The sequence below is a fragment of the Thalassomonas actiniarum genome, assembly GCF_000948975.2.
GTDB lineage: Bacteria > Pseudomonadota > Gammaproteobacteria > Enterobacterales > Alteromonadaceae > Thalassomonas > Thalassomonas actiniarum.
Genome location: NZ_CP059735.1, coordinates 828297 through 843552, shown reverse-complemented (window position 1 = coordinate 843552; position 15256 = coordinate 828297). Strand labels below are relative to the sequence as shown.

Here is a 15256-nt window from a genome sequence, read left to right as displayed (position 1 = left end):
TTACACCGCTTGTGCTACTGCTTGAGTAGATTGCGTAATTGTCTGATCCGCTTTTGCCAAAGGGTTTTCCACCGACATTACCCGTAATCTCACTTCCGGCAGGAAACGGCGGCTGGCCAATTGTTCAACTTCGATATTAGCGGCAAAGAAATCGAATAATTTAAAACGCCCGGTCAGCTGGGGGTGTGCTGCCTGGTATTCATGCATCACTTTGGCCGTTACCGACCAAAATTCCTGCTCCGGCAGTTGATAATGAACTTGTAAGAACCAGGCCAGTTCGCCGAGATTAACAAAACATAAAGCATCCTGGGTGAAGTCACGCAGTTCATCGGCATTATCGGTTTCAAGGAAAGAATTTGGATTGACCTTGGCATGTACATCCGGGGCATCCGTTAACTCGGGTAACCGGGTAACATCCCTTAATAAAGCTCTGCTATACCTTACCCCGTCATGAAAGTCTTTCAGCGCCACCTTCACCGGCAACCCGGATTCATGGATCAGCAACATATTCTGGGCATGGGATTCCAGCGCCGTGCCATGGTACCAGAGCATATGCATCACCGGCAGATAGGCATGGGTCACCAGGGCGGTAAGCCAGGTTTTTACGCCGTGCTGGCGGATCCAGGCATCTATCACCGGCTTCTGGTCATTATCGAGCTGCATCAGCATAGTCATAGGAGAAGCCTGTTGACCTTGCTCCAGATAGGGGTGAACACTCTCGCGCCAGATACAGGCCAGAGCCCCGTATTGTACCGGCAAGGCCGACGGGACGGTCACCCCGATAGCTGCGATTTCCCGCAATATAACCGGTTTATGAGCCGGGGATAACAAGGGATCCTCATCAACCAATTGCCATAACCAATCGCTGATGGCGGCGGCATTTTGCACCGTATGGGGCGCCAGCACCCTTGAGGTTGAGGTATTAACCAGGTTCATCGCCAGTTTAATCGATGCCTGTTTAACATCATCCATATTTGACAGGGTGCGGATGGATTGTTGCGGCAGGTACTTAGGGCCGGATACCGCTAATTTAATGATCATGCCTGAGGTCAGCAGATCCTGATAATACAGGCTGATGATCTTATGCCACTGCCAGGGGTGTACCGGTAATAAGCGCATGTTTTCAAGATCTGCACCTGCATCTTCCACCTGGCTGTTTATGGCCTGTAACTCTTGCGGGGTAAAGTGTTGGCCATAAATTTGCTCTAACGAAGTGCTGTTGCCGACACAGGCATGGACATAATCCTGGTGCACCGCCAACCAGATAACATGGTAACCCTGGGATAACTCGGGACCGTATAGCTGGTTTTCAGCAAGATCAAAACCGATCCTGGATTTAAAGCTGGGATGGTACAAATGACCGTTATTGACCCTGGCTTCCTGGAACTCATAACTCATGTCCCTGAGCGGTTTTGCCGGTAACTGGTGCAGGGTTTGGGCGTGTTTAACCCTAGTTAAGGTCAGCTCATCATGAAATTGTTGCCATTTCTGCGGCTCCGCTTTAACCAGGGGTGCCAGGTCCGTCATTAATTGCTGCAGTGATGGACGGCTGATCCGGTTTTGTCCCGTGATTTGTTCTTCGCGCATCAGGGAGCCCGGCACCAGGCGAATGCGTTCAAAGCTGTCGCTGGTTATCCCCTGACAGCGGTATGTTAAGACCTCAGAAACCTTAAGTGTTATTTCATTGTTTTCATGCCTGCTTACCACTGCCACACCTTCAAAAATCAAGGCTTCGAACAGCTGTTGGTTTACCCTCAACTCAGCCTGCTGATGGGCAGCGGCAAAGGCGGCATTATTTTGGTTGTGATCCGAAGTAGTGATTAACGTCATGTCTTGTCCTTGTGGCAAAAAATATAAAGGGTTGGCAATATCAACCCAGGTAGGGGCCTCACCCGATTGTTTAAAAGAACTGAGCATATTGGCCTTGGCGGGTAAATCTTTGGCCTCCAACAGGCGCTGTGCCCAAATCCGGGTTGCCGGGGTCATTTCCTCTGCTGCCAGACATTGACGGGTAACGAGCCATAAGCGGCTTTCGCTTACCAGTGACACCCTGGCAATGGCGGCAATCACATGGGCAATATGATTAACCACCATGTAATACTTAAACCTGAACCAGGTTTGCTCCGGCGTATACCAGACCGAACTGTTTGCGCTGACTTGCGGACAGGCATCCGCCAGCACGGAATTTCGGGAAATACTGACTCCTTCCATATCCCGCACCACCAGCTGTACCGGCATTCCCTGCTCAAACCTCATCAGGCTGTTTTGCAGATGGGCCTCCAAACTGATACCGGTATTGGCATACAGGCTTAAAGCCGGCAGCAATGAAGCCTGGATATAGGCCTGCCACCAGTGTTCGATAAAATCACTGCTTAGGGGTGTGTCGGCAAGCTCGGCGGCTTGTTTGATATATTGCCACAGGGGCAGATCTTCGCCATCGAGGTTTTCTTCCACCAGGCTGCCGAGGATCCGGGTTTGTCCCAGGGACGTTTCATCAAGGCCGGCACGATAAATACTGGCGAACGAAGCGGACAATTCGGGGGCTTGTTCAAAATGCAGGGTTTGTGAGGCCAGCTCAGGCAACAATAATAAACGATTGTCGCTAAGCTCTGCCGGGATCTTGCGGATCAAACGGCTGGCATCTATGGCGCGCATCACCTGCTCATCGGGATTATTGCGGACAAAATTCGTCAGCCTGACATCCAACGCCAGTTTAAGGAAAATTTTGTTTTCAGGCAGCCATACGGTGCGTACCGAAGAAGTAGGCCACACCACTTGTCCCAGTGGCCCCAGAGATATCATGCTCTCATCTGCCAGGGCTTGCTGTACTTGCTGATTGTCCAGCAAATAATTAGCCTGCCATGGATGGCAAGGTAATAAGGTATAATGTTTATGATCAGCGGTTAACAGCTGCTGCGCCTGCTGCTGAGCTTCTTTATCGCTCAGGGCCGTTAAGTCTTCCCCGATATCACTGGCTCTGAGTCGCCCGGGACACACCGCAAAATAATGCAATTTAAAAGAAACCCCCAGCTCAGGGCTGTAACGCTTCATATCATCCTGACTAAACCCTATGCTGGCTTTAGAAGTTACATGAAAAGGGTGCCCCAATACCATGCCTTGCTCGGCGGCGATGAAATCTTCCACCACAGCATTTTTGCACTGCTGCTGTTTCCGGTTAAGTAAAAAGAATTCCGACTTGTTGACGCTGTTGTTCATGTTTTCATTTAACAGGGCGCCGGCATTTATCTCCTGCTTGCCATTACCGGCGTCAGCCGTTAACTGAGCGCTGATCAATTGTAATAAATCTCGCAGATCGGTTAATTCACAGACTTCATTGCCTGTTTTTACCAGGTAAAAATTTTCCGCATATTCATGATAACCGGTCAGGGATAAGTGCTTGACTCCCCCCCATAAATAAGTGTCAGACGCACTAAAGCGGTAACAAAACATGCTTACCCCCTGGTTTGTGGTCAACAGGGAGGCGGATAAGGGACTGTGCTGATCTTCTGTCAGGGTGGAAGCCTGCTTGATGCACTGGTTAATATCAACCTGGGTTTCCCGAAAAAACGTATTGAGATACTGCTCGGTTAATTTATTGTGCCAGCGGCTGGTGGAGTTTGTGCTCATTATTCAATTACCTTTGAAAGCTGTGTTTTTGACCCGGACGCTTGAGGTTTAAGCGCTAGAGCTAAGTATTTATTGATGATTAGTAGCAAGCTGCCGCCGATAAACAAACCGGCAGTCATTAATAAGGCGCCGTTGGCCCCCCAAAAAGGATAGATGGCGGCAACGGCCAACGGACCGGCCAGCTGGCCGAGTACCAATGCGCTTTTGGCGGTGCCGGTCACCTGCCCCGGATGATCAGGGCAGGACTGACAAAGGCTGTACATGACCGACGGGATCAAGGCTGCAAAACACAAGCCTTGTAACAACCTCAGCAATGCAAACTGCCACAGGACATCAGCCCAGATCAGCAGCCCGATGGCAATGCCACAGACAGCCGAAGCCAGAATAAAGTTAATACCGGCCTTACCCAGATCATTTCGTTTGCCCCAGTAGGCGCCGGCGAGAAAAGTGCCGGTCCAGGCCAACGCATGTAACATGCCGGTGGTCGTGGCTACCGGCAACGCCAGGGATTGCTGTTCGCTGATATACAGGGCAAAACAGGTAACCAGAGAAAAGGCCCCCGCTTGCGCCAAAATACCTGCCCCCAACCAGGCCAGGTTATCGCGGCGCAGGTACCATTTTGACGGCAAGGGTTGGCGGCTCCCGGACACCGCATGCTCAGGCACATGGCGTAACAACAAAGCGGCAACCAAGAGGGTGATACAGGTCAGGGCTGCTGTTAAATTCAGCAACAATTCCATGCCCCACTTATCCATAAAGATCCCACCCAGCAGAGGGCCGCTGAGACAGGCGGCTGCCACGGCGCTTTGTTGTTTTCCCAGCGCCTGCCCTCGGGCGGATGCGCTGACGGTGTGCATGGTGTAACTCGTGATGGCCACCGAAATCCCGGAAAAACCTAATAACACCCTGGCGGCAATAAAAACCATCATAGAGGAGGCATAGGACATCATCAGCAATGAGCAGCCAAAGGCGGATAAGGATAAAAATAATACCCGGCGATGGCCCCAGCTATCGGCCAGGCGACCGATCAGCGGGGCGGTAAGCAGACTACCTATCGCGGGGGCTGCTAAGGCAAAACTCGCCCACAGGGTCGCCGAACTATTGGACGCCGTAAGTTTAGTTAAATACAAGGGCATCACGGGGATCAGCACCATTAAGCCAAAGGTGGCGAGAAACTGGCAAAAAAGCAGCAGTTTAAGCTGGTACGCTGACTGTTTCATAAACTTCTTGATTTGATGATTGCGATTGGTTGCCGGGCAGCGGATTGGTTATTTCTCCCATGCTGCTGGGCATACTGGTGGATAACTCCTGTCGCTGTAATAGCGGGGTTAATACTTGTTTAAAAGGCCACTTTTGTGCGTATAGCAACTCCTGGCGCAGGGTATCTGCCAGGGAGGTATCGATTAATTGATTGATAAAGTCTGAAATACACTGCCGGGTCCAGTGCCAGAATTCACTTTCCGTATGCTCGCTGCGGCCGATAACCGCCAAGGCGATGGGAAAGAGATTCACCTGCAAGCCCAAGGTGGTAAAGTAGGCCAGCAGCTCGGCATCCGTTGCCAAAACCAGGGTGTTTGGTGTCGACCAGTTGATCTGGTAATCGGGAATATTCAATCCTTGCTGCTTCAACCGCGCAGGACAAATTCTCAGGGTATCGTGATCCCTGAGGATAAAACCGCTCAGCCTGCCCTGTTCGTAGCAAGCGATCACATTCTGGCCGTGACATTCAGGCATAACCCCCTGGCACCATAAAGATAAAAATGTCCGGATAAATAACTGGCTCAGTTCCCGTACCGCCTGCCATTCATCAAGCTCCTGCCCCAGGGCAAGTTGCCAGACACTTTCCCCCTGGTAAGTTAATGCCGACATGGCCAGGTATTCAGTGCCCGCTGTCGCTTCGGGTAAAAATCTCAGCTGGCAGGCATAATGGCCCGGATTAGTGATTAACTCTTCCGGTTTGCCCGCCACCCACCACAGCTGTTCATCACTCAAGGCCAGGGTTTGGCTTAAGAGCGGATCTTTGGCACTGATATCGAGCAATAACCGGAAAGCGTGATCGCCATTTACCAGGTATCTTGGCGGCATAGAACGCATTGCCCCGAGCGTGCGGGCATAGGTGGACAGTTTCACATGCAGGTTATTGTTATCGCTCATCAGGGTGCGAAGGGAAGATGTCGGTAACCCCAGCTCTGTGGTGAAGCCAAGATCAACCGCCCCGAGATCTTCAGCCTGTGACCCTAAGGCCAAATCTTGTGTCGCTAACAGCGGCAGCGCAATATAGTCGGCATTTGTCGCAGCCGGGGAGATTTTTTCCGCCATTTTGCTATCAAGTGCCAATTTTTGCTCCCGGGAAAGCAGAAAGCTCGCCGGCGTTTTATCTGTGGCCTGCTTGTTGCGGCTAATGATATTGTCGCGGCGAAAGCCCCACCAATAAACCTTTACCCTAGACAGCTTTTCGGAGCCAATCAGGCTGGCAAGCTCTTCCTTGGCATGGGCAAAAGGATGAAAGGGACGGTCGGCGGCAATGGCATAACATTCACTTAAAGGCAAAGACGCCAGCGATAGCTTTTGCCAGCCGGGAATTTGTGCGCTCAGCTGTTCGATAAAATTAAAACACTGGCGCCACCAAAGGTCTGCTCTTTGCTGTTTTTCCATTTGCTGAGTATCACCGGGCCACCAACTGGCCCGGGTGAAATATGTCATGATCTCTTGTGGTGGGATCCTGGTCCGGGATCCCACCCGTTGATCGATAAAATAGACGGTATCGCTTTGTAAGCGGTACGGACTAAGCCCGGCCTGCTTGATACAGGAGAAACTCAACTGGCTATGCTCATCGAGTGTAACCAGCAGGTTTGCTTGGGAAAAACTCAGATGCCGGCAATATCCACTGAAATCTTCCATGTATAATGCATCCATCAGTTTTTGTAGCTGGTTAAGGTGAAATTGCCGTAACATCTTTATCTCCTAAAACAAAGGTAAGCGGGTGCCGATATTCTTGCTTTCAGCCGCCTGATAGAACCAGCGGGCGCAAACGATATCGTCGATGGCCATGCCCATAGGATTAAGCAAAATAATCTCATCTTCGTTTTCGCGTCCCGGTATCTGCTTGAGGATGATTTCTCCTAATTCCGCATGCAGTTGCTCACGGCTGAATAAACCTTCTTCCACCAGTTGGTTGATCACTTTCTTTTCACGGTTAGACTGATCCCAGTCATCTACGATGACCTTGTCAGCTTTTAGGAACACGTCTTTTTCGATATCCATAATGGAGATATTGGAAATAAAGCAGCCTTTTTTAATCCAGTCGAAAGGGATATAAGGCTTATCTGAAACCGTACAGGTGACTAATACATCTGCCTGGGCAACGGCGGATTTCGCTTCCTGGTGGATAACAAATTCTATTTCCTGATAATCACCGGCAAACATGCTGATCAGCTTGTCAGCGGCAGCAGGATTAAGATCATACAAATGCACGGTTTTTATTTGCGGATACTGTTCAAGCAAGGTTTTCGCCTGCATCTGGCCGATGGGACCGCAGCCGAGCAGAGTGACATCGGTGAAGTTTTCGCGGGCGAGATAGCCGGTCGCCACCCCGGTAATTGCCGCGGTGCGCATGGCACTGATCAAGCTGCCTTCGAGTACTGCTACCGGGTAGTTAGTGTCGGCGTCGTTAAGAATAATTAAGGCGCTCGCCCGGGGTAAGTCAAACTTGCCGGGGTTATGCTGACGAGAACCTATCCATTTGATCCCGGCCATAGGGTTATCTCCCCCTAAATAACACGGCATGGCAATAATGCGGTCGGCAATATGGTCGGCTCCCTGCCAGCGCAGGTAAGGCTTTAACGGCTGGACAAACTCCCCTTCGGCATGGAGTTTTAAGCCCTGTTCTATCGCTTCAATAAAGGCATTACTGTGGTCGGCTCCCAATTGGCGCAAGTCCGACTGGCTTAAGTAACGTAAATGGGTATTCGTGGTCATAAATTTTTCCTGATAAGTTAAGCTATTTTTCTGTTATTGGTATTGGCTGATGAATTTAAGTGACGCTGGCGCACCATTTCCAGCCAGTTATCATCATAAATAAGGTCAAGGTAGCGGTCGCCGCGATCCGGGAACAGGGTTAATACCCGGCTGCCTTTGGCGATGTTTGGCAGCAGCTTTTCAATGGCGGCAATGGAAGAACCGCTTGAGCCTCCGGCAAAAATACCTTCATGCTCAAGCAGCTTGTAACAGGCTAATGCCGACTCGTAATCGTCAACATAAATCACTTGGTCAACTTCACTCGGCTCTAGTAACTCAGGTACCCGGCTTGCGCCGATACCGGGAATTTCCCTGGGGCCGGATGGACCGCCGAACAATACAGAACCGCTGATATCCACGGCGACAACCTGCATATCCGGGTAGGCTTGTTTCAGGCGGCGGGACACCCCCATTAAGGTGCCGGAAGTACTGGCGCCGATCACCAGATAATCTATCGAGCCTTCAACCTGATTAATTATTTCTTCTGCTTCGCCGTAAAAATGGCTTTGCCAGTTATGGGGGTTGGCATACTGGTTAACCCAAACCGCATTTGGCGTGGTCTCAACCAGGTGTTTAACGGTATTGATACGGGTCAGTAAATAACCGTCGTTTTCATCTTTCTCTGTAACCTGAACGACATTGGCGCCATACAGTTTGATCATTTTTAAATTAGTGGGAGAGATTTTGGGATCAACAACAGCGGTGAATCTCAGGCCGTGTAATTTGCAGTGCATAGCCAGCGCTATCGCCAGATTACCCGATGAGCTTTCGATGATATGACTGTTTTTATTGATTTTTCCAGATTTCATCCCCTGCTCTAACATATATTTCGCCGGGCGATCTTTAATGCTGCCACCGGGATTCATTAACTCCATCTTTGCCAAAACTTCAACTTTGCTGTGGTTAAAAAGTCTCGAGAGACTCACTATTGGGGTATTCCCAACACAGGAAACAATATTGTCGTTCATCCTAATCTGTCCAAATTGGCTGTTTATGTAAATAGTAGGTGAATACTAAATACGAATACAAATGAGATCAAGTCTCATTTGCATCAAATTAAAATAAATTGATAAATCAAGCCTTAACTGCTGAATAAATGATCACAGCCGTCTGGTTTCGGCGATATAAAAGCCTGCTTTTAATTATTTTCTGGTCTTTGGTAACAAACTTGTCCGATGGGAAAAGCCACTTTTGAGCCAAAAAAGTGGCAATGATGATTACTAGCGTGCAGCTTTTAGCTAAAACGCTATCGACATAAAGGCAGGTATTAGTATCGCGCCACAGCTTGATAAGGGGGCCGCGCTGTACAACGACTGAGGTGAAGTAATGGCAAAAAATGCCAGTAAAACCATGATAATAACGGGAAGTGAGTGACTGGTTACAGCGCAAAATAATTTCCCCTGTGCCCTTATGGCAAGGCATCACAGGGAAATATCACTTAAAAGTGCTCAGGGCTTGTCCTAAGCTTAATTACCCACTTCTATTGCCGCTGCCGGTTTTTTTCCCGGGTCTTGTTTTTTCGTTTTACGGCTTAAAAGCAGGTGATTCGCGGCTAAAAGACAAACCAGGGCAAACACCACCAATCCTGTCTGCACCCCGAAAATGGCCTGGTAACTGTGCCACAAAGCCAATAAACCAAAGCCGAAAATCCACCAGTCCGCCAACACCACAGTTAATGAAATACCAGCCGTGAGTTGCAATAAGCCGCCGATAAAACGCCTGTTGTCGGCAGTAAAAAATGCCTGTACCGTCACAAGGGCCATCACCAATAAAAAGATATTCACAAGATAACCGCCTCGCCCTGCCAGGGACACGGGCAAGAGTCGCTCCGCCAGAAAGGCTGCGGCGGTTGCCACCACGCTGCCGACAAAAATACCGACGGTTATTTTCGAGGTGAAGGCAAGTGCGCGCTCAGACACCAGCTGCTTGCGGCGCGCCTTATCCAGCCACATCATATTGCCGGTTACTATCATGGCACACACGCCAATACCGAGAATAAAATACAGAATACGTAAATCCACCCCGGCAAAATTACCGAAATGCAAACGGGCAATAACATCCTTGCCGCTTCTAAACACATTGTAGTTTTCAATATCGTTTTGGCTGATCAGCTTATGGTTATTCACCCGGTAAAAGCTTTCATTACGCTGGGCAAAGTAACGCCTGTCCTGGCTATTGAGCTGCAGGGCAGCATTGAGATCGCCATAATGGTAAAAACTGACCCTGACCAGATCCTGGTGCGGCAGATGCTTGTTTTGCGCTATCAAGGCATAAGCTGAGGTCATATCCAGCGGTTGCTGCGCCGCTTTTTCACTATAACTGCTATAGCCGGCATCGCTTAACAGCGCACTTTTATCCCCCTGATAAAGGAAGAACACAGCAGATGCCTGGTAGATAAGTGCGAGATTGAAGATCAAACCGCTGATGGCAAACATCAGGGTATACGGCAGGCTGATCACCCCCATCACATTGTGCATATCCAGCAGTTTGTCTTTACGCCGGCTATCGCTGCGATACTGGAAGAAGTTTTTAAAGAGTTTTTTCCCCTGGATAAAAATCCCCGAGACCAGGGCAAAAAAGAACAACAGGGTGATCAGTCCCACCAGGTACTTGCCCCCCGGCAAATTAAGCCCGTAATGCAGTTGATAAAGAAAATCCGCCAGATAAAATTGCTGGTAATCTCCCGGGCTTTCTCCCGTTTTAGGGTTTATCACCAAACGGAGCAGTTCGCTTGTTTGCCCGGCTTCCTGCTCATCGCCAAACACATAAATATATAAGAGATAATAGGGATAATATTCATTGGGCATAAATATCAATACCCGCTTGCTGATATCCACCGGATATTCGCTAAGCTTTTGTTCAATAATCTGCTGCAGCGGCTTATCCGGCAAAGATTTATCAACCGGGTAATAAGGCACCAGCGACCATTGCTTGATTTCTTCTTTGAACATAGTGACCGAACCGGTCCAGAAAACAATGAATAATACCAAAGAAATAATAACTCCCAGCCAACTGTGGGCCAGGGTGAGATTTTTAACGACCTTGTGTTTTTGTTGCTTACCTTGTTTTTTTTTATTCGTTGCCGTCACACTTAACCTGCCATAAAGAAATAAACATTCACCGTGCCCGATACCAGTAAGCTTTGACCGCAACCGAAAACCGCTGCCCTGGCGCTGTTGCGGCTATAACAGTACACCATGACCGCCAGCCAAAAACAAAACGCCGACACCAGACTGACAAACAGCCGGATATCTACCGCGACCGGCAGCAAATAATTGAGGTTCAACATAAAACTGACGGACAGGAGCAATCCCAGAATCATCGCGGCAAACGATTTAAACCACATGATACGAGCCCGTGATGGCAATCAATGAAAAAAAAGCGATGCCCAGGGAGGACACCAAGAGTAAGCGTCTTTCAAGATAAGATGAAACCAGGGCAAGGCGTTTGGCTATATGGGAGGAAAGCAAAATCAATATGGTCCACATACACATCACGGCAGTTAAAATAACAATAGACGCCACCAGGTAGCCCTGTTGCTGAGCCTGCTGAACTAAAACCCATACCAGCGTCAGCACGAAGCCGGCCCAGCCGAGGGTTTTCGGCACAGGGTTAGCGATCAACTGTTGTTTGGGGGAAGCAAGGTAGGGAAACAGACATCCCAGCCACAACAGAGAAATACTCAATAAAGACATAGCTGGCTCCGGCAATTACGCTAATGATAATGATTTGCATTTATTATCATGAAAAGCCGGATAAAAAACAAGCGATTAAAACAAAATTTATAAACTAATCGAACGCTTTAACTAACGAAATCAAAGGAAGGCCAGACGCTCCCCCGGCGATACGGCTGACAACAGTAAGCAGGTTGCCAGCCTCCCGGCTACCGCTATGACTAACCCCGCCTTGCCGACATTTTACGGCGCACCGCCAACAGCACGGCACCGGCGAACAATAATCCCCATGAAAAACTCCCGCCATGGTCATCGTCATACACCACTATCACTTCAACGGCATCATAAGTGGCATCTTCCAGCGGCAGGGCATATAAGGCATTGTTGTCATCCGAGCTATATGTGGCCACGACTTCATCAAACCCGGGCTCGTAAAGGTCGATCAAAATATCATAATGATCACTGGGGAAACCTTCCACCAGACTGGAGTTAACCTCGTACTGATCTTCACTGCTGTCACCGACAATCGTAAATACGTCTGTGGTGAAATGGTGCAACCAGGGACCGCCATCCCGGCTCAGGTAAATTTCGGCATAGACCTCGGCAACCCCGGAGTCTACATCGGCATCAAAGACCAGGGTAAACTCCCTGAAATAGCCGTCCTCGTCGATATCCCGCGCCAGTTCGGTGCTGGCATCAAAAATGGCAAAGTCATGCAGAAAAATATTCAAGTTCAGCGCCGTTAATTCTGTACTTGCCCCTTTCGTCCCCCTGAGCTTGTTGGTGGCGGTATTTTTGCCTTTAAGCACTTTGCTGTCGGCATTGATCTCGGCGGCCAGCATCTTACCGCTGCTATAAGATACCCGGCTCTTTTCCTGGCTTGCCGTTTCTGCCGCCACCGCCTGCATGGCAAAAACCAGGTTAATACTGGCCAGGGCAACAAGCAGGTAAACAAAAAACCAAAGGTAGCCGGAGAATATAGACTTTTTCGTGCGCATCTTTTTTATATCGGTCATTTTTTCTTCCTGATTTATCAACTTAAGCCTATTTAACCGCAACCAAACTGAACGCAAGCTGAATTGCCCGCGAACAATTAACATTTCCGTTAATTATTTCCCGCCATTGCCCGGGCGAAATTTTTCCCCCTGACTATACTTAGCGCTAAACGCTTATTAACAATAACAATTGTTTCCCCGTTAACATGGAAGATAGAAAAGACCTTAACCTCGGGCATATCTTGCTGTTTGTCTTTTTTTGCCTCGTCTGCGGCCAACTCTCCGCACAGCAGCCCCCTGCCGCAGATAAAATACTGGCCCTGCTTAAACAAAAGAAAAACCAGCAAGCCTACCAGCTGGCGTTAAGGCACCAGGATATCCACGAAGGAGAAACCAACTTTGATTTTGCCTTTGCCCTGGCCGCCCAGAGCATGCGCGAGCATCACAGGGCCATCTTCGCCCTGGAACGGGTATTATATGACTATCCCCAATGGCTGGAGGCCCGCTATGCCCTGGCGGGCAGTTATTTCGCCAGCGGCAACCTGGCGGCGGCCAAAACAGAATTCGAACAGCTGGCCACCCAGGATAAAAAGAGCAAATACCCGGATATTGCCAAATTTCTTACCCTGATCAAAAAACGTCAGCAAAACACCGGCGGCAGCTGGCACAGCCAGATCCAGCTGGGCATAGGTTATGACGATAATGCCAACAGCGGCATTAACGACGAATTTGTCGATATTCCGTCCCTGGGCCAGATACAACTGTTCGACACCAGTCTGGCCCAGGAAGATACCTTTATCCGGACCCAGGCCCAGGTCAGCTACACTAAACCCCTCAATAAACAGCATAGCTTCTATGGCCTCACTAAATTCAGCTACGCCGATTACCAGGACAACCCACAAATGACCCGTTTATACGGCGATGTCTCCGGCGGCTGGCAGGGAAAATTTCGCCGGATAAAAACCAACCTGAATCTGTTTTACCGCCCCTTCTGGCTGGATCACAGCCATTACCTGGATTATCTTGGCGCTTCGACCAGCGTCAGCTATCAGCTCAATAAACATGAATTAGGGGCTTCACTGATCCTGGCGCAGCAAACCTTTGAACAGGAAGATCTTGATAAAAAACAGGCGCTGATCAATCTCTGGTACCAGATTTCGGTGCTGGGGGTGAGCGACCGTCTGACGCTGACCTTAGGTAAAGAAGAATCAGACAATTCCGCCTTTGATTATCTCGGCCGGGACTTATGGGGTATAGGTTACCAGGCCCGGGCCTATTTCGGCACCAGTATCAGCTTGACGGCAAAAATCAATTATATCCGCTCAGAATACCAGGGCATACATCCGCTGTTTAATGATGTCCGGGATGATACCTTATGGTCTGCCGAACTCAGCTACCAGCAGCTTTTTGCCGAGCGCTGGCGCTGGCTGCTAAAAGCCAACTATTTAGATAACGAAAGTAATTTCGTTTTATACCAATACGACAGAACGGTTGTTTCCAGCGCCATTCGCTATGACTTCTGAAAAGGAAAAGTCGATGAAACTCACCAAGACCTATGCTGTTTTATTTTCCCTGCCCGCCTGTGCCTTATTACTTCCGCTGCAAGTGGCAACACAAGTGGCTCATTCTGCCGAGCCCCAGGTCAATGCCGGTAAAACCATAGTGGCCCGGGGACGGGTGATTGCCAGGCAGAATGCCCGGGAACGCCCCCTGAAAAGGCGCTCCCCTGTCTATGTACAGGATACCGTGAGCACCGGCGCCTTAAGCAATACCCAGATCCGCATGGCCGACGGCGGCCTGCTGTCATTGCAGCCCCATACCCAGGTAGCGATTTTAGATTACCAGGTTAACCAGAAAAACAAGGCAGACAGTGTCAGCATAGAGCTACTTAAAGGCGGGCTGCGCACCGTCACCGGGGCGCTGAAAAGCAGCAGCAAGCAATATAAGATGAAAACGCCTGTGGCCAGCATAGGAGTGCGCGGCACCCACTATGAAGTCGAAATGAACAAGGGCTCGCTGTTTCTTGCGGTGTGGCAAGGCAATATCGATGTCCAGGTGACCACGGGCTCGCAGCCGCAAAGCTTTAGCCTGGGTCATGACGAAGCCAATGCCTTTGCTCAGGTTCTGCCGGACGGTGCCGTTAATTTTACCCTGGAAGTGCCTAAGGTTTTTACCCGGGGGCACAGTAAAGCCATTCCCGCAGCCGCGGCCAACGAAGAAGAAAGCCAGGAAGAAGCCCCGGCAGAAGAAAATCAGAGTGAGCAAGCCCAAACAGCACAAGGTACAGACAAGCAGGAACAAACAGCAAGCACAGGCACAAGTCCGGCAAGTGGCACAGGAGAAAGTGACAACCAGGGGGCTGCGGCAAGTAGCGCTCCCCCGGCACAAAGCCAGGAACAAACCCAGGAGTTGGCTCTGGGGGTCAGCGACCCCCTGGATACGGGTGCCCCCGAAGCATCCTACGGCAGCGATATCGATCCGGAATTTGATCTCTCCGGCGAAAGCTGGGTGGATAATGATGAAACCTGGGGCTCGCTTGAGCCCACCTCTCCCGAAGTGATCGCTTCCCGCAGCGGGCAGGTGGAATTTAACCAGCTCAGCGAATTTAACCTCACCGGATCCGCCGGAGAGTTCAGCGACTTAAACCTGTCGATGTCGATAAACTTTGATACCGCCCGGGTGACACAGGGACAGCTGTCCTTTAGCGATAACGGCGGCGAATGGTTTGCGGCCTTTAACGGCATTATCGGCACACAAGAGCTGGAAATGAAGGTCAACTTTGCCAGTCACGGCAATGCCCTGGCCGAGGGAGAAATCAACGGTTTACTGTTAAACAATGCCAGTGAAATTATCGGCGATTTTTCCCTGGCAGAGCAGGAAAACAGCACGGTAAATGCCGCCGGCAGCTATTTATTGTCAGAAACCCCTTAACACCGGAAAGTA

At 49.9% G+C, this 15256-nt stretch carries 11 protein-coding genes; 2 read left to right on the top strand and 9 right to left on the bottom strand.

The genetic code is table 11. The annotated features are described in order from the left end of the window. The 9 genes from SG35_RS03615 to SG35_RS03575 all read right to left on the bottom strand — a co-directional run bounded on the left by SG35_RS03615 (position 1) and on the right by SG35_RS03575 (position 12334). Positions 1 to 3627 (bottom strand): IucA/IucC family protein, encoded by a 3627-nt coding sequence (locus tag SG35_RS03615; RefSeq protein ID WP_053043205.1) that lies wholly within the window; start codon positions 3625 to 3627, stop codon positions 1 to 3. After that, positions 3627 to 4847, bottom strand: coding sequence for an MFS transporter (locus SG35_RS03610; RefSeq protein ID WP_044834159.1), 1221 nt, complete (start codon positions 4845 to 4847; stop codon positions 3627 to 3629). The genes SG35_RS03615 and SG35_RS03610 overlap by 1 nt, the downstream gene beginning before the upstream one ends. Further along, a complete protein-coding gene (locus SG35_RS03605; protein ID WP_053043204.1) occupies positions 4822 to 6582 on the bottom strand; it encodes an IucA/IucC family protein in 1761 nt (586 codons plus the stop codon). Before SG35_RS03605 ends, SG35_RS03610 begins: the two co-directional genes overlap by 26 nt. 9 nt (positions 6583 to 6591) lie before the next feature. Then, complete coding sequence (gene sbnB, locus SG35_RS03600; protein ID WP_044834158.1) at positions 6592 to 7605, bottom strand: 2,3-diaminopropionate biosynthesis protein SbnB; 1014 nt, start codon at positions 7603 to 7605, stop codon at positions 6592 to 6594. Between the two features lie 17 nt (positions 7606 to 7622). Further along, a complete protein-coding gene (gene sbnA / locus SG35_RS03595; RefSeq protein WP_044834157.1) occupies positions 7623 to 8612 on the bottom strand; it encodes a 2,3-diaminopropionate biosynthesis protein SbnA in 990 nt (329 codons plus the stop codon). A gap of 498 nt (positions 8613 to 9110) precedes the next feature. Further along, entirely contained in the window at positions 9111 to 10733 is a 1623-nt protein-coding gene (locus SG35_RS03590) for a PepSY-associated TM helix domain-containing protein (protein ID WP_053043202.1), read from the bottom strand. Between the two features lie 2 nt (positions 10734 to 10735). Beyond that, positions 10736 to 10990, bottom strand: a complete 255-nt coding sequence (locus tag SG35_RS03585) for a hypothetical protein (RefSeq protein ID WP_044834155.1) — start codon at positions 10988 to 10990, stop codon at positions 10736 to 10738. Then, positions 10980 to 11339 (bottom strand): hypothetical protein, encoded by a 360-nt coding sequence (locus tag SG35_RS03580; RefSeq protein WP_044834154.1) that lies wholly within the window; start codon positions 11337 to 11339, stop codon positions 10980 to 10982. Before SG35_RS03580 ends, SG35_RS03585 begins: the two co-directional genes overlap by 11 nt. 200 nt (positions 11340 to 11539) lie before the next feature. Next, positions 11540 to 12334 (bottom strand): choice-of-anchor H family protein, encoded by a 795-nt coding sequence (locus SG35_RS03575; protein WP_053043201.1) that lies wholly within the window; start codon positions 12332 to 12334, stop codon positions 11540 to 11542. 185 nt (positions 12335 to 12519) lie between these two features. On the opposite strand from SG35_RS03575, the gene SG35_RS03570 reads away from it, so the two are divergent. Further along, the gene (locus SG35_RS03570) at positions 12520 to 13836 is read left to right on the top strand and encodes a DUF2860 family protein (protein ID WP_044834153.1); all 1317 of its coding nucleotides are present in this window, start codon (positions 12520 to 12522) and stop codon (positions 13834 to 13836) included. A 13-nt stretch (positions 13837 to 13849) separates the two neighbouring features. Beyond that, the gene (locus tag SG35_RS03565; RefSeq protein ID WP_044834152.1) at positions 13850 to 15244 is read left to right on the top strand and encodes a FecR family protein; all 1395 of its coding nucleotides are present in this window, start codon (positions 13850 to 13852) and stop codon (positions 15242 to 15244) included. Positions 15245 to 15256: the final 12 nt, after the last annotated feature.